The 24,226-nt window shown below is 34.7% G+C and carries 13 protein-coding genes and 1 tRNA gene; 8 read left to right on the forward strand and 6 right to left on the reverse strand.

Going from position 1 to position 24,226, the window contains the following annotated elements:
- Window positions 1-4: 4 nt before the first annotated feature.
- The 3 genes from ACMDB5_RS00890 to ACMDB5_RS00900 form a co-directional block, all read right to left on the reverse strand.
- Window positions 5-3,193: an Eco57I restriction-modification methylase domain-containing protein gene (locus tag ACMDB5_RS00890; protein ID WP_413999160.1), complete on the reverse strand. Its 3,189-nt coding sequence runs from the start codon at window positions 3,191-3,193 to the stop codon at window positions 5-7.
- A gap of 1,093 nt (window positions 3,194-4,286) precedes the next feature.
- Window positions 4,287-5,348 carry a class I fructose-bisphosphate aldolase gene (locus ACMDB5_RS00895; protein ID WP_413999161.1) on the reverse strand — a complete coding sequence of 354 codons (1,062 nt, stop codon included), beginning with the start codon at window positions 5,346-5,348 and terminating at the stop codon, window positions 4,287-4,289.
- 62 nt (window positions 5,349-5,410) lie between these two features.
- On the reverse strand, window positions 5,411-6,502 hold the full coding sequence (locus ACMDB5_RS00900; RefSeq protein WP_413999162.1) for an alkene reductase: 1,092 nt from the start codon (window positions 6,500-6,502) through the stop codon (window positions 5,411-5,413).
- A 480-nt stretch (window positions 6,503-6,982) separates the two neighbouring features.
- Between ACMDB5_RS00900 and ACMDB5_RS00905 the strand changes: the two genes are divergently transcribed.
- Together ACMDB5_RS00905 and ACMDB5_RS00910 are read left to right on the forward strand one after the other, a co-directional pair.
- A complete protein-coding gene (locus tag ACMDB5_RS00905) occupies window positions 6,983-15,874 on the forward strand; it encodes a LamG-like jellyroll fold domain-containing protein (protein ID WP_413999163.1) in 8,892 nt (2,963 codons plus the stop codon).
- A 175-nt stretch (window positions 15,875-16,049) separates the two neighbouring features.
- Window positions 16,050-16,268 carry a hypothetical protein gene (locus tag ACMDB5_RS00910; RefSeq protein WP_413999164.1) on the forward strand — a complete coding sequence of 73 codons (219 nt, stop codon included), beginning with the start codon at window positions 16,050-16,052 and terminating at the stop codon, window positions 16,266-16,268.
- Between the two features lie 197 nt (window positions 16,269-16,465).
- On the opposite strand, the gene ACMDB5_RS00915 is transcribed toward ACMDB5_RS00910, so the two are convergent.
- Complete coding sequence (locus ACMDB5_RS00915) at window positions 16,466-16,918, reverse strand: DUF4442 domain-containing protein (RefSeq protein ID WP_413999165.1); 453 nt, start codon at window positions 16,916-16,918, stop codon at window positions 16,466-16,468.
- Between the two features lie 194 nt (window positions 16,919-17,112).
- Here ACMDB5_RS00915 and ACMDB5_RS00920 point away from each other — a divergent pair, with 194 nt between their 5' ends.
- From ACMDB5_RS00920 to ACMDB5_RS00935, 4 genes are all read left to right on the forward strand, one after another.
- Window positions 17,113-17,568, forward strand: a complete 456-nt coding sequence (locus tag ACMDB5_RS00920; RefSeq protein WP_413999166.1) for a DUF4870 domain-containing protein — start codon at window positions 17,113-17,115, stop codon at window positions 17,566-17,568.
- Between the two features lie 101 nt (window positions 17,569-17,669).
- Window positions 17,670-17,999: a PadR family transcriptional regulator gene (locus tag ACMDB5_RS00925; protein ID WP_413999167.1), complete on the forward strand. Its 330-nt coding sequence runs from the start codon at window positions 17,670-17,672 to the stop codon at window positions 17,997-17,999.
- 5 nt (window positions 18,000-18,004) lie between these two features.
- A complete protein-coding gene (locus ACMDB5_RS00930) occupies window positions 18,005-19,738 on the forward strand; it encodes a PspC domain-containing protein (protein WP_413999168.1) in 1,734 nt (577 codons plus the stop codon).
- A gap of 2 nt (window positions 19,739-19,740) precedes the next feature.
- Window positions 19,741-20,481 carry a head GIN domain-containing protein gene (locus ACMDB5_RS00935; protein ID WP_413999169.1) on the forward strand — a complete coding sequence of 247 codons (741 nt, stop codon included), beginning with the start codon at window positions 19,741-19,743 and terminating at the stop codon, window positions 20,479-20,481.
- Between the two features lie 160 nt (window positions 20,482-20,641).
- Here the strand turns inward: ACMDB5_RS00935 and trxB are convergent, their stop codons facing one another.
- Window positions 20,642-21,589, reverse strand: a complete 948-nt coding sequence (trxB, locus tag ACMDB5_RS00940) for a thioredoxin-disulfide reductase (RefSeq protein WP_413999170.1) — start codon at window positions 21,587-21,589, stop codon at window positions 20,642-20,644.
- Between the two features lie 158 nt (window positions 21,590-21,747).
- Here trxB and ACMDB5_RS00945 point away from each other — a divergent pair.
- Window positions 21,748-21,822 (forward strand) — tRNA-Pro (locus ACMDB5_RS00945).
- A 69-nt stretch (window positions 21,823-21,891) separates the two neighbouring features.
- Here the strand turns inward: ACMDB5_RS00945 and ACMDB5_RS00950 are convergent.
- Window positions 21,892-22,722, reverse strand: coding sequence for an HAEPLYID family protein (locus ACMDB5_RS00950; RefSeq protein WP_413999171.1), 831 nt, complete (start codon window positions 22,720-22,722; stop codon window positions 21,892-21,894).
- 733 nt (window positions 22,723-23,455) lie between these two features.
- Here ACMDB5_RS00950 and ACMDB5_RS00955 point away from each other — a divergent pair.
- Window positions 23,456-24,223: a ParA family protein gene (locus ACMDB5_RS00955; protein WP_413999172.1), complete on the forward strand. Its 768-nt coding sequence runs from the start codon at window positions 23,456-23,458 to the stop codon at window positions 24,221-24,223.
- The last annotated feature ends 3 nt before the right edge of the window (window positions 24,224-24,226 follow it).

Below are 24,226 nucleotides of genomic sequence, written 5' to 3' on the forward strand. Positions count from 1 at the left end.
ACAACTAACTATTTTCCACAATCTTAATTTCCTCCTCACACAACCCATATAACTCATAAACCATTTTATCAATTTCCTTATCGGTTTTGTCTATTTGTGTTTTAAACTTAATGGCTTTTTGGCGTTCCTCATTGAAATATTCCTCCCATTGGGCTTCATCCGAAAGGGAAAGTTTTATTTTATTTTTAGCCAGTTCTTTGATAAACTCTCCATACGACTGTAGATGCCATTCTTGGAGTTTTTTTGGCAAATCAGTTAGATCAAATTTCCTCAGAATGGTTCGTTGGAATTTTTCGACAACTTCTCTTGATTCGACAGTTAATTGAGAGCGGTTTGTTGAGTATCTTGCAAGTACAGAAGTCTGCTCCATGTTTGCTCTAGGAACTGGAAAATGTTCGAAATAAACTTTACTAATTTCACGAGTTCCCCCTTGAAGCTCAGGGCATTTATACCAAATCCAAAGTTTTGCTAAGGAAGAATTAAAAACAGCTGTAAGGAACTGCAATGAAATAGAATCATCTTGTGCTGTGAGAATAAAACACTTCTGATTTGCTAACATTCCGCTTTCATCGTACATGAAAGGGAAAACAGAAGTCATATTTGGATAGATTATTTTTGGTTTTGCAAATTCTTTATGATATTTAATGCTGTCTTGAGTTTCAAACCAATTTCCTCCTGTCTTTTTACGTGCTCCTTTATCTCCTGTTTGTTTCAACCGGTCATACCCAAATGAAAGCAAATGTTCTTTAATGACTGGAAAATTTTCAATTTCCAGTTTTAGAGCAGGAAAAGTGCCTATCAAATATTCATGATCTGTTATGGAGTATGCAGAAATATCTCGTCCACGCGCCATTGGATTAATGAGTTCTGCACTTTTTGCATCTTTAGTTATAAGTCTCTGCCTAGTTTCTTCATCTATATAAAAAGCATCATTATAACCTGTGAGTATACCTCTGTAGATTGAAATTGGTAAATCCTTTAAAGATATTCCATTCAGTTTCATCTGCTCTAACTTTAGGGCATCGTTATAAGGTTGTATGCTCCACTCAGTTTCATCAAATTTAGAGGATGGATAATTGTAAATATTGCTTTTTATCTCTGCCAGAAAATCGTTTTTATAAGTTTTATTATTGAGTGACAACACTTTGACTTCTTCCAGTTGGTTGCCTTTTTGCGTAACGAAAATACATACATATGTAGTCGCTTCTTGGAAAAATTGAATATCACCAAAATTAAGTACTTGACGTAAACCTGTTTTTGAAAGGAATCTACGCAGTGGTTTTCCGTAAGCTACTAACATCCATTTGTTCGGCATAATGAATGATTGTACACCCCCCACTTTTAGCAAAGTATAACCGCGTTCAGTAAAAATACAGTAAAGGTCTCCTCCCTTATCGTAGGTTTCATAACCGCAATTTTTGAGTACATCACTTATTTTACCCATGCTTTGGAGTTGAACATAAGGCGGATTCCCAATAATTACGTCAAACCCTCCTTTAGCAAATACTTGTGGAAAAGCTTCCTGCCAATTAAAGGCTTTGTCACCAGCCATTTCGGGATCTTCAATCAGCGAGTTACCACATTTGATATTGCTGTTAAGGTCGTTCAGCTTTCGGTTGGGCTGTGCAGTACGCAACCAAAGAGAAAGTTTGGCAATTTCGACACTTTCGTCGTTGAGGTCAACCCCAAAAAGGTTATTTTCCAAAATGCTGTTTTCAATATCGCTCAATACCAAAGCATCGCCAAAGAGTTTGGCCTGCAATTCATCTACATAGCGGTGTTCCTCAATAAGGAAATCCAACGCTTGGTTCAAGAACGCTCCCGAACCACAAGCAGGATCACAAATGGTAAGTTGCAATAACCACTTGCGGTATTCTTCCAACTTGGCCACCAATCCCTGCATTGTTTTCTTTTGGCGTTTTTTATCGGTAGTGTAGTCTTCCTCCACCAATTGTAATTCGGCTTTCTTTTCGATGCAAAGTTTGCCAATGGTGTTCTCGACTATGTATTTGGTAATGTATTTTGGTGTATAAAAAACGCCGTCTTTTTTACGTTTGGTTTTGGTTTTGTCAATTTCCTGACCTTCGAGTTGGGCTTTGGTTTCGTCCAACTCATTCAATGAGTTTTCGAAAATATGTCCCAAAATATTCACATCGACTTCACTGGCAAAATCGTAATGGCTCAGTTTTTCGGTATGCGAAAACAATACGACATCATCAATGCGAATATTGTCAAGCATTTCGTCGGGTTTGAACAAACCGCCGTTGTAGGCAAAAATCAGGTGTTCTTCCTTTACCATCGCAACGGTTTCGCTAAAAGCTGGCAATGATACTTTGGCACCGGAATTCAAATCGTTGAAATAGATTTTGTAACGGTCGTACAAAGAAACTTCAATACGCATTTCACGCAATTGCTTCCATTCTTTATTGATTCGAAAAATTAGGTTGGTCGGCAATAGGTTTCTGTCTTCGGCAAAGAAAACAAACAAGAAACGATCCAATAATTTCTGTGACTTTTTGAACAATTCCAACGGTTCATAATCAGGATTCAAAGCGACCATGTTCTGATATAATTCCCTTTTGAAAACCGAATAATCTTTGTACAGTTTTTTGGTTATAACATCTTCCTGACTTACCGATTCGTTTTTGATTTTACGGGCAATGTCTTTAGAAATATTTTCATGGGCCAAGCACAAGTACAGCAAATTGAATTCTTCCTGTGTGAGCTTGAAAAGATTGAATTCTAAATGCTCAATGGCATTGTCGATATAAAAGCGAAGTTTCTCAAAATTGGACGTTATCACATACACACAATCCGGCTGGTTGTTTTTGTAGCCGAAAGCCTGAGTTTCTATTTTTCCTAAATCGGTCGTGTTGGTACCTTTTAACTCAATTACGGCGGTTACCTTTTGATTTATTACAATAGCACCATCAGCTTTTTTGCTGTCTTTGACGTTTTTGTATTCGGTAGTCAGATTGAAATCTGGTTGTGGATTTTTGGTATAGCCCAAAATAGCTACAAACAAGTCAATCAGGAATTCTCCCTGATATTGTTCTTCCTTGCTATTGCGTATATTTCCCTGAATGGTTGAATTATGAAAATGATTCTGGAACTGTTGCCATTTCTCCTGCAAAACGGTTTTATTTTGGGATTGTAAATGTTTTAGAACAACAGATTTTTGGAATAATGACATTTGGTAACGCTTTTTAATATAGAATTTTTAAAAATACGCAATTTATAAGGATAAAAAAGATATTGTTATCAACAAATTTAGTTGAAAAATCCTTCACTAAAAGTTTACTAAAAAATAAAATTATCTTAACCAAAAATTCATGTCACTTGGTTGTATTACTAGTACAAACCTGATTTTCGCGGTATAAAACATAACTCTTTCAAAACTTCCAATTTAATTCACATATTATCTTTTGCTACTCTATCAAATGCAATCAATTGAAACAAATACAACGAATCGACAGCAATAGAATTAGCCACTCACCAATGCTTTTGTTTAATTTTTGTTTCTACACAAATAGATAATCGGTAAAAAAACGATTATCTATGTTAATTTTTACAAGAATATATGATTATCTACTAAAAAAGATCAACCTGGAGACCTTTTTTCCAATTTTAATTGACCAGTCGAACTTATTAGCCAATAGATTTTTAAAATCAATTTATCTAAAACAAATTCAATTGCAATTAGATTATTACTTACAAAATGCATTAAAATTCAATGTCAGTACAAACTAGAATTATTATCAACGTTAATGGAATTTGCAAATATGTTCGAAAGTTATGTTCGAAAAAACAAAAAAACTTAACAAGTTGAAAACTTCATGTTAAAAAAATAGAAAAAAGTTAACGCGTAACTAAAGTCATGTTAAACAATGAAGATTTAACTAAATACAAAAATCTAACTTAATTATTCCTCCCCTTTTTATTTGGATAACCAGAATTTTAAGGAGACAAAAAGAGTGAGGAAACAGAGTGAGGAAAATTCGAAAACATGACAAATATCGGAGTATTCAAGATTCATAAAAAGCCCCTGAAAATGGGAACTAAGGAGGAATTACAGAACAATAAAACAGTATTCATAACCCTGAGGTCACGGGTTCAACTCCCGTCTTCGCTACAAAAACAAACCCTTAAACAACAATTGTTTAAGGGTTTTTTTATTACACTAAACATCTAAAAACCATCATTTTTTAGTATTGATATCCCCCTATATTTTTAAAGTGTTCTTTCTTATTTTGGTCAGTCAATTAATTATTTCATATAGTAAAGTATCAGGCAATAGAAATTTCTTTGGCTAAATATATTTCCTGTACTGCATTTATGAGTTTTACTCCTTCACTAAAGGGACGCTGAAAAGCCTTTCGTCCCATAATCATACCGGCGCCACCGGCACGTTTGTTAATTACTGCTGTCTTTATAGCTTCGGCCAAATCCGTTTCTCCTTTTGACTCCCCACCAGAATTAATCATACTGATACGCCCCGAATAACAATTCACAACCTGGTACCGGCATAAATCTATGGGATGTTCACTCGATAATTTAGTATACATATCAGGATTTGTTTTGGCAAATTTTATTGCAGTAAAACCACCGTTATTAGTCGACAATTTTTGTTTAATCATATCTGCCTGTATCGAAACACCCAAGTAATTAGCCTGTCCAGTAATATCAGCCGCCGTAGTATAATCAATGCCGTCTTTTATAAAAGCAGCATTTCTGGAATAGCACCAAAGAATGGTCGCCATTCCTAAATTATGTGCTTCTTCAAACGCTTTTGCTACTTCAATGATTTGCCTATCCGATTCGGCAGAGCCAAAATAAACGGTTGCACCCACAGCAACAGCACCCATATCCCAAGCATCTTTTACACTCCCAAACATAATTTGATCGTATTTGTTGGGATAAGTCAAAAGTTCATTGTGGTTTAATTTTACCACAAACGGAATTTTATGAGCATACTTTCTGGACAAGATCGCTAATCCACCCATTGTGGAAGCTACGGCATTACATCCTGCTTCAATAGCTAATTTTACGATATTTTCAGGATCAAAATAAATTGGATTTGGAGAAAACGAACTACCTGCCGTATGTTCTATTCCTTGATCTACCGGCAAAATAGAAATATAGCCAGTACCGGAAAGCCTTCCATGTTGATACAGCTGCGCTAAACTTCGAATCGTTTGTTCATTGCGATTACTTTGCAAAAAATTATCATCTAAGTGAGATGGATTAGGCAGATGAATATGATCTTTAGAAATTGTTTTGCAAACGTGATTTAATAAAAAATCTTTCTCTTGACCTAATAAAGCTAACAATTGGGTTGTATCTTTCATTTTCAACTTTTATTTGAAGAGTTACCAATAAACATTCATCAACCACTGTTAACCAAAATTTTTTAATCATTTTTATGAAATGGATAATCAGTATATCCTTTTTCATCAGCAGTGTAAAACAAATCCATATTGAGATCCTTTGATAAGGGCCAATTATTTTTAAATCTTTCAACAAGATCCGGGTTATTAATAAATGGTCTTCCAAAAGCTACCAAATCAGCAAGTCCGCTTTCAAGAACCGTTTCAGCACTTTCTTTGTCATATCCACCACAAAGGATAATAGTATTTTTAAAATTATCTCGGATCGTTTTTTTAATTTCCAAAGGAACAACCGGAGCACCCATTGCAGAGTGATCGACTAGATGAATATAAGCAATATCTAATTTATTAAGTTCTTTAGAAAGATAATCATAGGTGGCATTTATTTCAGGATAATGAGGCATATCACTCGCTACTCCATAGGGAGACAAACGAATTCCTGTTTTATCTTTTCCAATGGCATTTGCAACAGCAGCGGCTACTTCAATTACAAACCGACATCGGTTCTCGATACTTCCGCCATAATTATCTTGCCGGATATTACTTATGGGCGAGAGGAATTCTTCTAAAAGATAACCATTTGCCGAATGTAATTCAACCCCATCAAAGCCGGCAAACAAAGCATTTTCGGCGGCCGCGACATATTCTGTTTTAGCATGGATAATATCTTGAAGAGTCATTTCTTTTGGAACATCAAAATCTTGCATTCCTTTTAAATCGGTCCACATTTGCCCAGCAGCTTTTACTGCAGACGGAGCGAGAACCTGAGCTTCTTTATGTAAATTAAGCGAATGACTGATTCTCCCAGAGTGCATCAACTGAACTATTATTTTACCTCCGTTGCTGTGAACTGCAGCTGTCGTAATTTTCCATCCTTCAACTTGTTTCTCACTAAATATCCCCGGAATTCGGGCATATCCGAGGCCATTGATAGATGGTGATGTTCCTTCTGTTACTATCAATCCCGCATTTGAACGTTGTTTATAATATTCCGCCATCAGTTTGTTAGGGATATTTTCAATTGCTCTACATCGGGTCATCGGCGCCATAACAATTCTATTTTTCAATTCTATAGAGCCTACTATTTCTGGAGAAAATAATTGATATGCTTTCATCTTTTTTATCTTAAATAGTTAATATAAAGGTATTTATAATTATTTTAAAAAACGCAATATCATTTTCTTTATTAGCAAAATCCCTAGAAAAATTCATTCATTTAAAAATAGAAAATTTAACATGCCATTTTCAATAGTAGTCTTCTATTAATTATTAAAAAGTAATCTTAAACTTGTTAAAACATGTAGTTTGTCGCGGATAAAACCCTTTTATCGAAAAAAAAATGATTTTTTTAAAAAAATAACCATAATTAGTTAATTTTAAGACACATACATTTAAAAACATCAATTAAAAAAAATTAAAACACTTAATTCTTAATTGATTTATCTTGATTATTTTTTAAGTAAAAATTAAAATGAGTTTAAAATAAATGCTTGACTTTTTCATACAAAACAATATTCCGATTCTAAGATTATTGCGAATATCCTTAGCTACTGTATTTAACAAAAAACTGTTTGATTCAAAAACTGTAGACCATCATGAAAAAAAAATACTTCTTCATAATTTTATTACTGTTAAATTCTCTTTATAATTTCGGACAAGTTATTGGTGATTTTCAATCGAAAATAAATGGAAATTGGGACTCGGCTTCATCTTGGCTTACTTGGAATGGAGCTTGGGTCGATGCATCTAACTACCCAGGAGAAATCACAGGATCTTATTCAGTAGTGATTCAAGCGACTCATACAATTACAGTTTCAACTAATCTTTCTACAGCTTCGATGGGAGATTTAATAGTTAATGGTACTTTAAATTTACAAGGAGGCTCAAATCCTAAACAAATTAGTCTAAACACTACTCTTTTGTACCTCACTTCTACAGGAATTTTAAATTTTAGTACTCAAAAAACCCAATTATATTTACCCAACAACGCTGTTATTAAAGTTGATTCGGGAGGGAATATTTCAGGCGCATGCTCTAACAATACAGAAATATACATTAATAATAAACTTATTGCAGTATGTAATGGCAGTAGTGGAAATGTCTTGACTTTTGGTGAAATAGTGGCAGGTACAGGAACCCTTAATGCCAACATTATGAGTCCTCCAGATTTCACATCAACTATTTGCAATGGAACAAACATATCTCTAACTGGGGGATACACCGGAACTCCTAATGGAGCAGTAACTTATCTTTGGACGGTAAAAGATCCAAACAATAATGCTGTTTCAATCAGCAATAGCACCTCAACTTCAACCTCATTCATACCAACACTATCAGGTCAATATAGTATTTCTTTTAGTGTTACTGATGGTAGTAGTTTTAGCAATACAGAAACAAAAACGATTACTGTACAATCTTTAGTTACATCGGGTTCTATAAGTAGTGCACAAGCTATCTGTAGTGGGACAGCTCCTGCTGCTCTTACTTCTACAGATGGAAATGGAGATGGTACAATTACTTATGAATGGCAAACCAATGCAAGCGGTAGTTTTGTAACTATCCCAGCCGCTACTGCTGCAACTTATAGCCCTCCAACTTTAACTACAACAACTAGTTATCAAAGAAGAACCGTATCAACTTTGAATGGTGTAGCTTGTTACTCAGCCTATACAAGTCCTATAACAATTACCGTTGGAGACACAACTCTTCCAACTTTAACTACTGGAGCCAATCAAACTGCTAATACCGATGCAGGTCTTTGTACCGCTTCGGTTGTTGTTACTGACGCTATTTTTTCAGACAACTGTACTAATTCAACTATTTCTTACACTTTAAGTGGGGCTACAACTAAAACTGTAACGGCTGATCAGGTCGGAACTTATGTATTTAACAAAGGAGTAACAACTATTAATTATACCGTTACCGATAATACTGGTAATACAATTACTGGTTCTAAAACAATTACTGTTACCGACAATAGCAACCCTACCCTAACAGTTGACGCTAACCAAACTGCAAATACTGATCTGGGACTTTGTACGGCTTCGGTTGCTGTTACTGATGCGGTTTTTACAGATAACTGTAGTGGAGCGAATATTTCCTATACTCTTAGCGGAGTTACAACTAAAACAACTACTGCTGGACAAGTAGGAACTTATGCCTTTAACAAAGGAATAACAACTATTAGCTATACTGCAACTGATCAAACTGGAAACACTACAACTGGATCAAAAACTGTTACCGTTACCGATAATAACAACCCTACCCTAACAGCTGGTGCTACCCAAACTGCTAATACTGATCTGGGACTTTGTACTGCTTCGGTAGCGGTTACAGATGCAGCTTTTTCAGATAATTGTACTGGTTCAACTATTTCTTATACTCTTAGCGGAGTTACAACTAAAACAACCACTGCTGGACAAGTAGGAACTTATGTCTTTAACAAGGGAGTAACAACTATTAATTATACAGTAACTGATGCAGTTGGAAGAACCTCTACTGGTTCCAAAACCATTACAGTAACCGATAACACTCCCCCAACATTAAACGTAGGTATCGACCAAACTGCCAATACAAATGCTAGTTGTACAGCCTCGGTAGCTGTAACAAATGCCACTTTCTCGGATAACTGTACTGGTTCAACTATTTCTTACAGCCTTAGCGGAGCGACAATCAAAACAACAACTCTTGGACAAGTAGGATCCTATACCTTTAACAAAGGAGTAACAACTATTGACTATACTACAACTGATGTAACTGGAAACACTACAACTGGATCAAAAACTGTTACTGTAACCGATAATATCAATCCAACACTGACTGCTGGTACAAACCAAACGGCTAATACCGATGCTGGACTTTGTAGCGCTTCGGTTGCTGTGACAGACGCTAATTTTTCAGATAACTGTACTGGTTCAACTATTTCTTACAGCCTTAGCGGAGCGACAATCAAAACAACAACTCTTGGACAAGTAGGATCCTATACCTTTAACAAAGGAGTAACAACTATTGACTATACTACAACTGATGCAACTGGAAACACTACAACTGGATCAAAAACTGTTACTGTAACCGATAATATCAATCCTACATTAACTGCTGGTGCAAACCAAACGGCTAATACCGATGCTGGACTTTGTAGCGCTTCGGTTGCTGTGACAGACGCTAATTTTTCAGATAATTGTACTGGTTCAACTATTTCTTATACCTTAAGTGGAGTAACTATAAAAGCAATTACTTCGGGACAAGTAGGGACTTATGCATTTAACAAAGGTGTAACAACTATTAATTATACAGTAACTGATGCAGTTGGAAGAACAGCCATTGGTTCCAAAACCATCACAGTAACCGATAACATTCCCCCAACATTAACCGCAGGTATCGACCAAACTACTAATACAACTGCTAGTTGTAGTGCTTCGGTAGCTGTAACAAATGCTACTTTCTCGGATAACTGTACTGGCTCAACTATTTCTTATACTTTAAGTGGTGCCACAATCTCAGCAGGAACTTCTGGACAAGTAGGAACTTATACCTTTAATAAAGGAGTTACTACAATAAACTATACCGTTACCGATGCAGTTGGGAATATAACTACAGGTTCAAAAACAGTTACTGTAAACGATAATGTCAATCCAACACTGACTGCTGGAGCAAATCAAACTGCTAACACAGCTATAGGATCTTGTTCTGCTTCGGTAGCTGTGGCAAATGCCGTTTTTTCAGATAACTGTACAGGCTCAACTATTTCTTACACTTTAAGTGGTGCTACAGTCACAGCAGTAACTTCTGGACAAGTTGGAACTTATACCTTTAACAAAGGAATTACTACAATAAACTATACAGTTACCGATGCAGTTGGAAATACAATTATTAGCTCAAAAACCATAACTATAACCGATAACAGCAACCCAACTTTAACTGCTGGAGCAAATCAAACCGCTAACACCGATGTCGGGCTCTGCACCGCTTCAGTAGCCGTTACAGATGCTGCTTTTTCAGATAATTGTACTGGTTCAACTGTTTCTTATACTCTTAGTGGAGTTACAACAAAAACAACTACTTCTGGACAAGTAGGAACTTATATCTTCAATAAAGGAGTAACAACTATTAATTATACTGTTACCGATGCAGTTGGAAACATAATTACAGGTTCAAAAACCGTCACAATAGCCGATAACATTCCCCCTACATTAACCGTAGGTATCGACCAAGCTGCCAATACAACTGCTAGTTGTACAGCTTCGGTAGTTGTAACAACTGCTACTTTCTCTGATAACTGTACAGGCGCAACTATTTCTTACACTCTTAGCGGAGTTACAACTAAAACAACAACTGCTGGACAAGTAGGAACTTATACCTTTAACAAAGGAGTTACTACAATAAACTATACCGTTACCGATGCAGTTGGAAATATAAGTACAGGTTCAAAAACAGTTACTGTAAACGATAATATTGACCCAGTAGTAATTGCTACAAGTGATGTAATCACAACAACATCAATTGACGGTACTGGTAATTGTAGTGCTGCTATAACCATTATCAATGCTTTACCAAACGACAATTGTTCAGTTGCTAAACTGACTTGGAGCATGACTGGAGCAACGATAGCCAATTCTCTTCCAACAGGAACAAATCAAGTAGGCACTAAAACATTTAATAAAGGGACAACCTCAATAACTTATACTATAACCGATAGTAGTGGAAGAACAGCTACAGACATCATGACTGTTATAGTAAATGATAATGAAAAACCGACAGCTCCCTCACTAGCTAACATCACAGCACAATGCTCAATTACTGTTCCTTATCCAACTACTACTGATAATTGCGATGGCACCGTAACTGCTACAACAGGAGATCCTATTACTTACAATACGCAAGGAACATATGTAATACATTGGTCCTTTAAAGACAGTAGTGGAAATGAAACGTTCGCTAATCAAAATATCATTATTAAAGACATAACAGCACCGGTTCCAATCATATCCAATCTGTCTGCATTAACTTTTTCAAGTTGTCAAATAGACAATTTAATTCCCCCAACAGCAACTGATAACTGTACTGGCAGTATAAATGGAACCCCTAATATTACTTTTCCTTATACAACTCAAGGAACAAAAATGATTACCTGGACCTATAATGACGGAAATGGGAATATAACAACACAAACACAAAATTTAACATTGACTGCCCCAGCTATTTCTGGGGGAACTCTTTCAGGTTATATCAACAATATAAATCCATTACCAACTGCAACTGATAATATAGCTATAACATCCTGTCCGGACGATTTGAATCCAATAACAATTAATTTATCGGGACAGATTGGAACTATAATACAGTGGGAAAAATTTGAAGCTGGTAGTATAGCGTGGGGCATAATCCCAAATACTGCCCCTACCTACAATACTGTATTTAACTTTCAAAATACGAAATCTACTTTATTTAGAGTCTTAGTACAAGTGGGAAACTGTACTGAATATTCAAACATGGTTAATATACACGCAATCCCTCCAGATGTTCCCCCAATTCTAGAACAGAATAATTTTGTTATATGCTTAAATGCTCCAATCACCTTAATAGCTCATAATGGTTATAATTCTGCATCAGTGGCAGACGATGGTGGAGATTTTAATACTGGCCAATTCCCTAATAAATGGGATCCCACTCAATGGAAAATAGATGGCAAAACTGCAGGAGCACAATGGACTGCCGCAGGTAATAACACTAAATTTAACAATTGGTCGGGCACTAATAACCATCCTGTTGGTACGAACTATAAAATTGAGTATAATTCTAATAATCTTAAATTTGGTATCGCTCATGGAAATTACAATAGTGCCGCTTATATAGCTGCATTCCCTCCGGGAAATCCTACCACTTTAGAAACACCTATTTTTAGCCTTGTCGGATTAAAAACCGCCTCTGTTGATTTTGACCAAGCCTATAATTTACATGCAGGAGACATTGCTAAATTAGAACTGTCTTTGGATGGCGGGCTAACCTATACCATTGTATTGCAAGACTTAATAGGAACTAGTCCACATGCTCTTGCTTGGGGAGATACTCATGGAGCTCCAGTTCCTTATCCTTATCAAGCACCAAAATCCAATAATTCTACAACTACTTATTTTAATTTTCAAAATGACAACTCTTCCTTTGACATATCTGACTATATTGGAAATGATAATGTAAGAGTAAAATGGACCTTTTTTGGAACCACTGATGAAAGTGCATGGGCAATAGATAATATCACAATACCAGTAAAACCTTATAGTGACCAATTAGAATGGACGGACGGTATTGGTGAACCAAATATACCACCACTTGCATCTGGAACAATTGATGTTGCGTACACTTTTACTCCCTCATCCCCAGGTATTCATCAATATGGAGCTACCAGCTTAATTAATGGCTGCAGAGCTTATGATCCATCAGGCACAGCCATAGCAACAGTCAAAGTAAATTATTCTTATGCAGGGTTAGATGTTAGTTCTGTAGCAGGAAAATGCGGAGGAACTACAGCAACATTAAACGCATATGACAATACTAAAACTGCTTCTGAGAATAAAACTAATGGAGCATACCCAGGAGTTCTTGATGCTTATAGTAATAATCCCGGAACGGGACAAACAGGCACCTGGTCCATTGCTTCTTCAACAGGTGGTTGCGGTTTAGGCAGTTTCTCTAATGTAAATGATCCAAAAGCAACATTTACAGGTACAGCCGGAACTTATACACTTCGATGGACTGTTGCTGGGTGCACTGATGATGTTCAAGTCACATTGGAAAATTGTAATGTGGTTGATTTTGATGGTGAAGACGACCATGTGAATTTTAGTAATAATTACAACCTTACAAGTCCATTTACAATTAGTGTTTGGATAAAACCAGAAACTCAGCCAGCTTCAGGAACATCCATTCAAGCCATCTTTTCAAAAAGAAATGGAGATAATCTTTCTGCCGCTAATGGATATGATTTAAGACTTGACAACAATAATTATATTTCATTTAACTGGAATAATGGAGGAACCCTAAAATCAACTAATCCAATAAATACTTCTAGATGGTATCACATAGGAGTTACCTATGATGGAGCGACTTATAAATTATACATTGACGGAATCGAGATTGCCTCAGCTTCTGGTAGCGCCCCAGCAACCAACAACTTAAATTGTATTTTGGGCGCAATGAATCGAAATGGAAACCCAAATGAACCTATTAATTATTATAGTGGCTGGATGCAAGAACTCCAAATTTGGAATATTGCTCTTTCTCCAGATCAACTGCATCAAATGATGAATCAAGAAATTAACTCAAATGGAACTCAAGTAAGAGGGGTCATTATCCCTATTGATGTTAATGGGCTAACTTGGTCAAACTTGAAAGGATACTACAGGATGAACGATATAAGTTGTGGTTATTTAAAACCTTTTGGCGGCGTAGGCGTCGATGGAAGACTTAAAAATATAACAACGACTCAATCAAAAACAGCTCCATTGCCATATGTAACTATTAGAGATGGTAATTGGAAGGACCGAAGTTTATCAAGTACTCCTTGGCTATACGGCAGCACAGTTTGGGATTACCCGAATAGTACTGGAATAAATGGGCAACAAATTGATTGGAATATTGTAGTGGCATCCCATAATTTAAACTCAGACGATAAAGACATAACTTTGTTAGGCCTGATTACTAATACAAATACAAAGCTAAAAGTTGTCGCCCCTGGAGTGCAAGATGAAAAAAACAGTGGTCATATGCTTTGGTTAACTCATTATTTAAAATTAGATGGATTTATTGATTTAATTGGAGAATCACAACTTCTTCAAAAAAGGTATTATCCTTATCCACAACAATACAATGAAAGTATTTTTGACGAAGCCAGTTCAGGCTATATAGAAAGGGATCAACAAGGTCAAAAAAATAGTTTCAATTACAATTATTGGACATCACCTGTAAGTGTTCGTGGAGGTGCCAATAATTCGCCTTACACTATTTCAAGTATTTTAAAAGACGGAACAGATTCCGCTAATCCAAAAACAATCACTTTTGGAGATGGAGTCGGTTTTGCTGACGGAGCACTTTCCTCACCTATAAAAATAAGTAACCGATGGATATTGACCTATAATGCAACCACGCCTGTTTCAAATTCCGAATGGGATAACTTTTACCAATGGAAGCTCGTCGGTAGTGCAAGTATAATAAAAACAGGAGATGGATTTAGCATGAAAGGAACCGGTGGGACAGCGGCTATTGATGCAAAGCAAAATTATGTTTTTGTGGGCAAACCCAATTCGGGAGATATTAAAACCTCATTTCTAACCGTTGATCAAACTTATTTGATAGGAAACCCTTATCCTAGTGCCCTTGATGCTGATGAATTCATAAAAAACAACTTGAATGGATGTTCCGGTTGTACTGGTTCAATTAGTACATTTAATGGAATCCTTTATTTTTGGGATCATTTCGGTTTATCCAATAACCATATACTAGCCCAATATGAGGGAGGTTATGCTACTTATTCTTTACTTGGAGGGACACCTGCAATTGATGACTCCATCTTAACTTCAGGTACAAGCAATCCGGGATCAAGAACGCCTGGACGCTATATCCCCGTAGGGCAAGCTTTTTTTGTGGATGCAACACCAGATCCATCAACACCAGGTTCAATCGCGTCCGCTACAACGCCAGGCTATATCAATTTTAAAAATAGTCAGCGAGCATTTGCAAGAGAAGCCTTAGGGAGTTCCTTGTTCATGAAAACAGCTGGAACAAAAGAAGAAAATGCAACTCAAGATAAAAGATTAAAAATAAGGTTAGGTTTTAACTCTCCTATTGGTACCCACAGACAGTTATTACTTGGAGCTGATAGTAATACAACAAATCAATTTGACATTGGTTATGACGCTCCAATGATTGACTTGAATAAAAATGATATGTATTGGGATTTAAACAATCGACCATTAGTAATTCAAGCAATACCAAACCTAAATAACGACCAAATAATTCCTTTAGGCATTACAGTGGCTAAAGAAGGGGTATCTACAATCAAAATTGATGCCTTAGAAAACATCCCTAATACTCTCGAGATTTATTTATATGACAATCAAACTAAAATTTATCACAACATTAGAGATAAAGCTTTTAGCATTTCACTTCCGATAGGCGAATACAATAAACGATTCTCATTAGAATTTATGGACAAAACACATCGTGTAGACGAAGTTATCCCTGATGAAGGAATAATTATCTTTTATACAAATACCAATAAAATGCTAAATATTCAGAATAATTTAATTGATACCAAAGTAACTAAAGCCTACCTTTTTAACCTATTAGGACAAAATCTTGGGAATTGGGAAATTAAAAACAACAAACAGAACAACATACAAATCCCAATTAAAAACATCAGTTCAGCAGTTTACATTGTAAAAATCATAACTGAAAAAGGAGAATTCAGCAAAAAAATAATTATTCATTAGGTATAAAAAAAATAGAACTGTCTATATATAGGCAGTTCTATTTAAACAAACAAAAATCTAAATAAAAACTTGAAATTCTTAAGAAAACATTAACCTAACTAGTTCATCTTAAATAGTTTTTTTATTCATATATTTGAGTTAGTAATTTAAGTTTTAACAGAAAAAACCTTGAAAAATGAAAAAAATACTTGCCCTTTTAGCAATTACCTTATTTACAATTAATGTTAGCGCACAAGAAGTTAAACCAGACACAAAAGAAAAAGCAAAAAAAGAGTCTTGTTGTGCAAAAAAAATGACAGCAGATGAAAAAGCTAAATGCAAATCTGAAGGAAAAAAATGCGAAGTAGCTACGAACGATAAAAAAGATAAAAAATGCTGTTCGAAAAAAGCATAATTTGATTCATTCATAAAAAAAACGCTTCAGAAATGAGGCGTTTTTTTTATCATTTTTATATCCCAGCTGGGAAATAGTTTTTTTTATAGTAACTAGATTGTTTTTTGTTCCAAATTTTTAAAACCACAAATACTAAATATGGAGTTTTGAAATCCTAATTTGGAGAAATTAAATTATACAATTAAAATCCCCTTTATTTATTTCGCCCTAACGCTCCATTCAAAATCCATTTCAGACACTTGGTTTCCTTTCTCATCGGTTCCGATAGATTTCATCCAGAAAGTCTGTCCTTCTCCAGTAGCTATTGTTTGTCGAATGGCTTGTTCTATTAAATCTCCGTCTTTACAAACAAAAGTTATTCTTCCCGTTGCTTTTTTGGTGAAATTTCCTTTATTATTTGCAACTAACATCGATATTTTTTTTCCACTTTTTTGAATTTGATACATCACTAAAGCTCCAGTTGTTAATTCGGCTGCCATAGCTTGCACAGCAAAATACATCGAGTTAAATGGGTTTTGGTTTATCCAGCGGTGCTTTACAGAAACGACGCAATGGGTTTCCTCAATTTCTTTTACCCTCACTCCGCATATAAATGCCGAAGGTAATTTGAAAAACAAAAATTTATTCAATTTTGATGCGTTAAGTTTCATTATCACTGGTTTTTTGGCTAATATACAAAATTATACTATGCGTACATATAAAAACAATTTGTTAAAAATTTGTTAATTTACACTACTATGCGATACACGATACTGTCTTTTGTATATATATTTGTATAAGAAATTACTAGGTACTGAAATAGATTGTGCTTTAGGATTTTAATCATCATCAAAAAATAATCAAAATGGAAACAACTACAAAAAGAAACACCGCCACATTTACTCATCTGAGCACATTAACCCAATATTTCATTCCGTTTGGAAATTATATTTTTCCAATATTAATATGGTCTTCACAAAAAGACAAATCTGAATTTGTAGATTATAACGGAAAACAAGTGATCAATTTTCAACTGAGTTTGTTGCTATATTCATTAATTCTTATCGTCATAGCAGTACCTATTTTCATTATCACAATATTCAAAAACATTCCGTTCAACGCCATCATAAATGACAATGATGTTATCATTAACAATTTAAACTTTGAAAACAGTATTGGGTTAATCACCGCAGGTATAATTGCTGCTCTACTATTTTTCGCATTAAAAATAGCTGAGTTTTTCTTGATCATTTATGCCTCAATAAAAACATCAAATGGCGAAAAATACAAGTATCCAATTACAATTCCATTTATAAAGTAAATCGGAAGATAGAGAATGAAGATCGTTTCGTTCCTCACAATAAAAATCATCAATCAAAAAATGAATAGTTTAATCAACACAAAAATCAAAAAAGACGAATTATGAACATTGAAAACACAAAAGCCCAGATGCGTAAAGGTGTTCTCGAGTTTTGCATCTTATCGGTACTAAAAGAAAAAGATGCATACACCTCGGAGATATTAGACACATTAAAAAACGCAAAATTATTAGTCGTGGAAGGAACCATTTATCCATTATTAACTCGACTTAAAAATGACGGATTGCTAAGCTACCGTTGGGAAGAATCAACATCTGGACCACCAAGAAAATATTATGGTCTAACTGAAATAGGACACACATTTTTAAAAGAACTTAATGGCACTTGGACTGAATTATCTGATGCCGTAAACCTAATAACAAACCAAAAATAATAGCCATGAACAAAACTGTAAATATAAATCTAGGCGGAATGTTCTTTCATATAGATGAAGATGCATACCAAAAACTAACCCGTTATTTTGACGCCATAAAACGCTCCTTAAATAATTCATCCGGACAGGAAGAAATCATAAAAGATATCGAAATGCGCGTTTCGGAATTATTGAACGAAAAGCAAAAAAGCGAAAAACACGTAGTGGGTTTGAAAGATGTTGATGAGGTTATTGCTGTAATGGGACAACCGGAAGATTACATCATTGAAGAAGACAATAAATCTTCTCAAAATTATAGCGACAACACAACGAGAAGAACTAAAAAACTGTACCGCGATAAAGAAAAAGGAATGATTGGAGGCGTAGCGTCTGGTTTGGGTCATTATTTTGGGATTGATGCCGTATGGATTCGAATCGTACTTATTCTTTTGGTTTTTGCCGGATTTGGAACAGGAATTATTGCTTATATCATCTTATGGATTGTAACACCCGAAGCGATAACAACATCCGAAAAATTAGAAATGACCGGTGAACCAGTTAACATTTCAAATATCGAAAAAAAAGTCAGAGAAGAATTTGAAAACGTTTCTGGTAAATTAAAAAATGTCGATTACGACAAATATGGCAACCAAATAAAAACCGGTGCCGAAAAACTAGGAAGCTCTTTTGGAGATTTTATCATGTCTGTATTCAAAATTTTCGCCAAATTTCTTGGGGTAATTTTAATAATGACCGGATTAACTATACTTGTATTCTTGCTAATAGGCGTTTTTACATTAGGTTCAAATGTATTAATCGATTTCCCTTGGCAAGGTTTTATTGAGGCAGGAAATTTTACCGACTACCCAATTTGGTCCTTTGGTTTACTGATGTTCTTTGCTGTAGGAATTCCGTTCTTTTTCTTAGTAGTATTAGGATTTAAATTATTGGCTCCAAATATGAAATCAATCGGAAGCATTGCCAAATATACCCTATTGGCTATCTGGCTAATTGCTATTTCACTGGCTATTTCAATCGGAATAAAACAAGCAACCGCATTTGCTGCTGACGGAAGAGTGGTTAAAAAAGAAAATATTATTTTAAAAGCCAATGACACGCTCTTAATTAAATTCAAACATAATGATTATTACGCAAAAGGCATTGATAATCATAATGATTTCAAGATAACTCAAGATTCTGCCAACACAGATGTAATCTATTCTAACGAAATTAGTCTGAGAATAAAAAAGACTGATGAAAAATTGCCTTACATCCAAATTGAGAAAGAAGCAAAAGGAAAATCCCTATCAGAAGCCAGACAAAGGGCTGAACAAATAAAATACAGCTATAAAATTGAAGGAAATCAATTAACTTTGGATAATTATTTATTAACCGATTTAAAAAATAAATTTCGTGATCAACAAGTAGAAATTACTTTATACTTGCCAGAAGGAATTTTATTCAAAGTTGATTCAAGCGTAGAAAACTACGACAGATCAGATGATGATTTTTTCAATCTGAATGAAGGCTCGGACAAATACCTTTACAAAGTAATGGATTTACAAGTAAAATGTTTGGACTGTCCGATAGATGAAAATGAATACAATGATGACCAAATTGATTCTGAAAATAACGCAAAAACATCAGTAACAATAGATAAAAATGGAATCTCCATAACAAATGACACTATTATTAAGTCGAACAATGAAATAAAAGAGTTGAAAATAAACAAAGACGGCATAATCATTAAAACGAAATAGTCATGTTAAAAATCATCACAATCATCACAAAGTTCATTCTGGTTACCTTAACGGCTCTGCTGTTTGCATCCTGTAACCATTCGATAAACATAAAATCCATAAAAGGAAGCGGAAATGTAACAACAGAGAAAAGAGAGGTTTCTCGAAATTTCAAAAGTGTCGAAGTAAGTAATGCCATCGATCTTGTCATTGAACAATCAGATAAAACAGAAGTCATTGTAGAAGCTGATGATAATTTACAAAAAAATATAACTACAAAAGTAGAAAACGGTGTCTTAATTGTAGCTTGTGATTATAATTCTTTTGTTAATATTGAATCCAAAAAGGTAACCGTTAGAATGCCGATTATTGAAGAACTGAGTGCTTCTAGTGCCTCATCGATAAATAGCATTAATACGATAAAAGGAGAAAACATCAACCTTAGAACATCGAGTGCGTCCTCTATAAATTTAAATGTAAAATCAGATTATATAAATTGCAAATCCAGTAGTGGAAGTACAATATCCATAGCTGGTATGGCACTTAATCTTAAGGCTACGGCTTCTAGCGGAAGTAATATAGACGGAGCTCATTTATTAGCAAATGATATAGAAGCAAAATCGTCCAGTGGCTCTACAATTCGCGTTCATCCTATTGTGAAATTAAATGCCAGAGCTTCCAGCGGAAGTAGCATTTCTTACAATACTATACCTAAATCAATCGAGAAAAGATCTAGTTCTGGAGGAAGTATTTCGCATAATTAAATAAAACACACCCTGAAAACACCCTAATATCTTTTTAAAGATTGACAAAAAAACAAAGGCATCTAAAATATTTTTAGATGCCTATTTTTTTAAAATAATCAAATCAATTAACCTCTTTTAACTTGAAAACAAATGCTAATTGATAAATTATCAAATACAACTATTCTTTAGAAGCTAAATATCTTTCAGCATCAAGTGCCGCCATACAACCTGTACCTGCAGCAGTAATTGCCTGACGATATACATGATCTGCAGCATCTCCAGCTACAAAAACACCTGGAATATTAGTTTTTGCAGTCCCAGGTACATTCTTGATATATCCCGTTTCATCTAGCGTAATATAATCTTTAAAGATATCGGTATTTGGTTTATGACCAATAGCTACAAAGAAACCAGTAGCTTCAATTACTGAAGTTTCTCCTGTGTTTTTATTCAATACTTTAACAGCTGTAACCACTTGCTCATCACCTAAAACTTCCACCGTATCGTGATTCATTAATATAGTGATATTCTCGGTTTTTCTAACACGCTCTTCCATGATTTTAGAGGCTCTAAATTTCTCACTTCTAACCAGCATGGTAACTTTTTTACAAAGTTTAGATAAGTAATGCGCCTCTTCACAAGCTGAATCTCCAGCACCAACAATAACAACTTCCTGATTTCTATAGAAAAAACCGTCACAAACAGCACATGCAGAAACTCCTCCACCCATTTTTAAATAATGCTGCTCTGATGGTAATCCTAAATATTTTGCTGAAGCTCCAGTTGAAATTATTACTGTCTCACAATGCAATTCTTTAGTGCCGTTAATCCAAACTTTATGCACATCACCTGAAAAATAAACTTCAGTAGCCCAACCATCACGAACATCTGTCCCAAAACGTTGTGCTTGCGCTTGCAATTGAACCATCATCTCAGGTCCAGTAACACCATCAACATAACCAGGGAAATTTTCCACTTCATTAGTAGTTGTTAATTGTCCTCCCGGTTGTATTCCTTGGTACAAAACAGGATTCATATTTGCTCTAGCAGCATAAATAGCAGCAGTATAACCTGCAGGTCCAGAACCTATAATAAGGCATTTGATTTTTTCAATTGTATCAGACATAGTATGTTTTATATTTATTTTTCTAGATACAAATGTAGTTTTTTAATAAAAAATACCACTAAAAAAATATCAATTTTGGCTATTCCGAAATAATATTCTCCTATTTTTATTTTTATCTTGTTTGAATAAAAAATATTTCTATCTTTGCACCAGCGTTACGGGGTGTAGCGTAGCTCGGTTATCGCGCCTGCTTTGGGAGCAGGAGGCCGCAGGTTCGAATCCTGCCACCCCGACAAAAGCCGAACATTATTGTTCGGCTTTTTTTATATCTTTAAAGTACTTTTTTTGAAATAATTAGCTAATTAATCCGCTAGTACATATATAAGCCTGAAAAAGGAACTAACTTTCTGCTCGTCGTTATTCATAGGGAAACCTACTACAAAACCGATTGCTAACTCTTTATTTATCTGTATTTTCGTTTGCGGACGCATTGTCATTTTAAATTTTCCGTCAATTATTTCCTTATTAAATTCAATACCAACAAAATTGTGACTATTTGGAATACTGTAATCTAAGGAAGTATTAATTTGCCAATCTACATCGGTAGAACGTCTGGCAAAATTGTGTCCAATTAACGGACCAGTAAATACCAATACATGAAAATTATCCCCCCAACGTTTTGCTGCAATAAAAAACGGACTGTAAATCATTTCTGTTATAAATCTACTGTTATTGTAACTTCTAAAATCCGTAAATTCAAATATGTGAGTATAACCAATAGCCAAAGTAGTTTTGTGCTTTAGCGAAACATAAAACGAATACTGCGCCGATAACTTCAAATTTTCTAATTTATTATTCGGCACTTCGTTAGCAGGATCTGTTCTTTTATAGAATGAAAAATCAGCCTCAGCTTCAAGTCCTAAGCGATTTATAGGTGCAAATTCATATTCAGCTAAAACACCGTATTGATTATAATTGTTGGTGTTTTTAAAATCTGCAGCTACATTAAGTTCTTTTTCTCCCTTTCTAGCACCAAGATCCCGTACTAAATCTATGTAAAGAGGCTCGACATGTCTAACTTTATCAGGAAGAACCTTTGTGCTATCTGTCTGAGCATAGCCAACTAGATTTAAAAACATAAATATGATCAATAATGCTGCTTTTTTTAAAGACATGCTGTTTGAGTATTTCATCTTATTTAAATATTAAGTATTATACAACAACTCAAAATTGGAAAGAATTATAAATTACATTTTCTGAACTTCCACATTTTTTGAGTTTTCCAAAAGCTGAAGTCCATTTCTTCCAGACAACATAATATCAAACAAAATACAATCGTATTCAAAAACAGCCATTTTTTCTAATGCGGCCTAATAGTCGCTTGTAGTTTCAACGATAAACCGCACCTTTTTCAGTAAAGTAGCAATGGCTTCCAACAATTCTTTTTTTGTATTCAACTAGTAAGATTTTCATACATCGCTTTATTAAATTGAAAAATCTCTAATATAAAATTCTTCTGCACCGCGATCTTATCATCTAAAGTTAAGCAGTTTACAGCAAATAAACCAATTTTAAACAAAGATTTTTACAACATAAATCATATCTAATCAACATATTACCAACTCACCCTTTTTCGAAAAACAAAAAATTAAACACCTAAATTTTTCGCATTTATAACGATTAAAACGAACATCAATTTGAATTATTAATAAGAAAATGAATTCTATTCCAAAATTAAAGACAACCTCCTCCAATTAAATTATTTACCTTATGACTTTTCTTTATTTCCAAAGAAAAACGAAACACAAAAAAACAAATCCACAATTAGACAATAGGCGACAAATCAGTCATTAACAAATGTTAACAAAATAGATTTTCAAAAACCATATTTAATTGTATTTTTACGGTTCAAAATTTAGAAAACAAATGGGCAAAATCATTGCGATTGCTAATCAAAAAGGAGGAGTTGGAAAAACTACAACATCTGTAAATCTTGCCGCTTCCCTTGGAGTTTTAGAAAAGAAAGTATTACTTATTGACGCTGATCCTCAAGCAAATGCTAGCTCAGGATTAGGAATAGATGTGGATGGTGTAGAAATTGGAACTTACCAAATTCTGGAACACAGCCACACCCCTATGGAAGCTGTTATAAAATGTTCCGCTCCAAACGTAGATTTAATTCCGGCTCATATTGACCTTGTTGCTATCGAAATAGAATTGGTTGACAAAGAGAACAGAGAATATATGCTAAAAAAAGCATTAGAAAGCGTGAAAGATCAATATGATTATATATTAATCGATTGTGCGCCTTCTCTTGGTCTGCTTACTTTGAATGCATTGACGGCTGCTGACTCTGTAATTATCCCTATTCAATGCGAATATTTTGCACTTGAAGGCTTAGGCAAATTATTGAATACCATAAAAAGCATCCAAAAAATACATAATCCCGAGTTAGATATCGAAGGATTGTTATTGACTATGTTTGACTCTAGATTGCGCCTTTCAAACCAAGTTGTAGAAGAAGTACAAAAACATTTTAACGACATGGTTTTTGATACCATTATCCAAAGAAATGTAAAATTGAGTGAAGCACCTAGTTTTGGGGAAAGTATTATTAACTATGATGCAACCAGCAAAGGAGCCACAAACTACTTACATTTAGCTCAGGAAATTATAAAGAAAAACAGCAAATAATTT

Origin of the sequence: Flavobacterium sp. W1B (genome assembly GCF_047344965.1) — a bacterium.
Lineage (GTDB): Bacteria > Bacteroidota > Bacteroidia > Flavobacteriales > Flavobacteriaceae > Flavobacterium.

What these genes read in the sequence shown, in the direction of transcription:
- ACMDB5_RS00890 (WP_413999160.1), bottom strand. Translation starts at nt 3,193, where the DNA reads ATGTCATTATTCCAAAAATCTGTTGTTCTAAAACATTTACAATCCCAA.
- ACMDB5_RS00895 (WP_413999161.1), bottom strand. Translation starts at nt 5,348, where the DNA reads ATGAAAGATACAACCCAATTGTTAGCTTTATTAGGTCAAGAGAAAGAT.
- ACMDB5_RS00900 (WP_413999162.1), bottom strand. Translation starts at nt 6,502, where the DNA reads ATGAAAGCATATCAATTATTTTCTCCAGAAATAGTAGGCTCTATAGAA.
- ACMDB5_RS00905 (WP_413999163.1), top strand. Translation starts at nt 6,983, where the DNA reads ATGAAAAAAAAATACTTCTTCATAATTTTATTACTGTTAAATTCTCTT.
- ACMDB5_RS00910 (WP_413999164.1), top strand. Translation starts at nt 16,050, where the DNA reads ATGAAAAAAATACTTGCCCTTTTAGCAATTACCTTATTTACAATTAAT.
- ACMDB5_RS00915 (WP_413999165.1), bottom strand. Translation starts at nt 16,918, where the DNA reads ATGAAACTTAACGCATCAAAATTGAATAAATTTTTGTTTTTCAAATTA.
- ACMDB5_RS00920 (WP_413999166.1), top strand. Translation starts at nt 17,113, where the DNA reads ATGGAAACAACTACAAAAAGAAACACCGCCACATTTACTCATCTGAGC.
- ACMDB5_RS00925 (WP_413999167.1), top strand. Translation starts at nt 17,670, where the DNA reads ATGAACATTGAAAACACAAAAGCCCAGATGCGTAAAGGTGTTCTCGAG.
- ACMDB5_RS00930 (WP_413999168.1), top strand. Translation starts at nt 18,005, where the DNA reads ATGAACAAAACTGTAAATATAAATCTAGGCGGAATGTTCTTTCATATA.
- ACMDB5_RS00935 (WP_413999169.1), top strand. Translation starts at nt 19,741, where the DNA reads ATGTTAAAAATCATCACAATCATCACAAAGTTCATTCTGGTTACCTTA.
- trxB (WP_413999170.1), bottom strand. Translation starts at nt 21,589, where the DNA reads ATGTCTGATACAATTGAAAAAATCAAATGCCTTATTATAGGTTCTGGA.
- ACMDB5_RS00950 (WP_413999171.1), bottom strand. Translation starts at nt 22,722, where the DNA reads ATGAAATACTCAAACAGCATGTCTTTAAAAAAAGCAGCATTATTGATC.
- ACMDB5_RS00955 (WP_413999172.1), top strand. Translation starts at nt 23,456, where the DNA reads ATGGGCAAAATCATTGCGATTGCTAATCAAAAAGGAGGAGTTGGAAAA.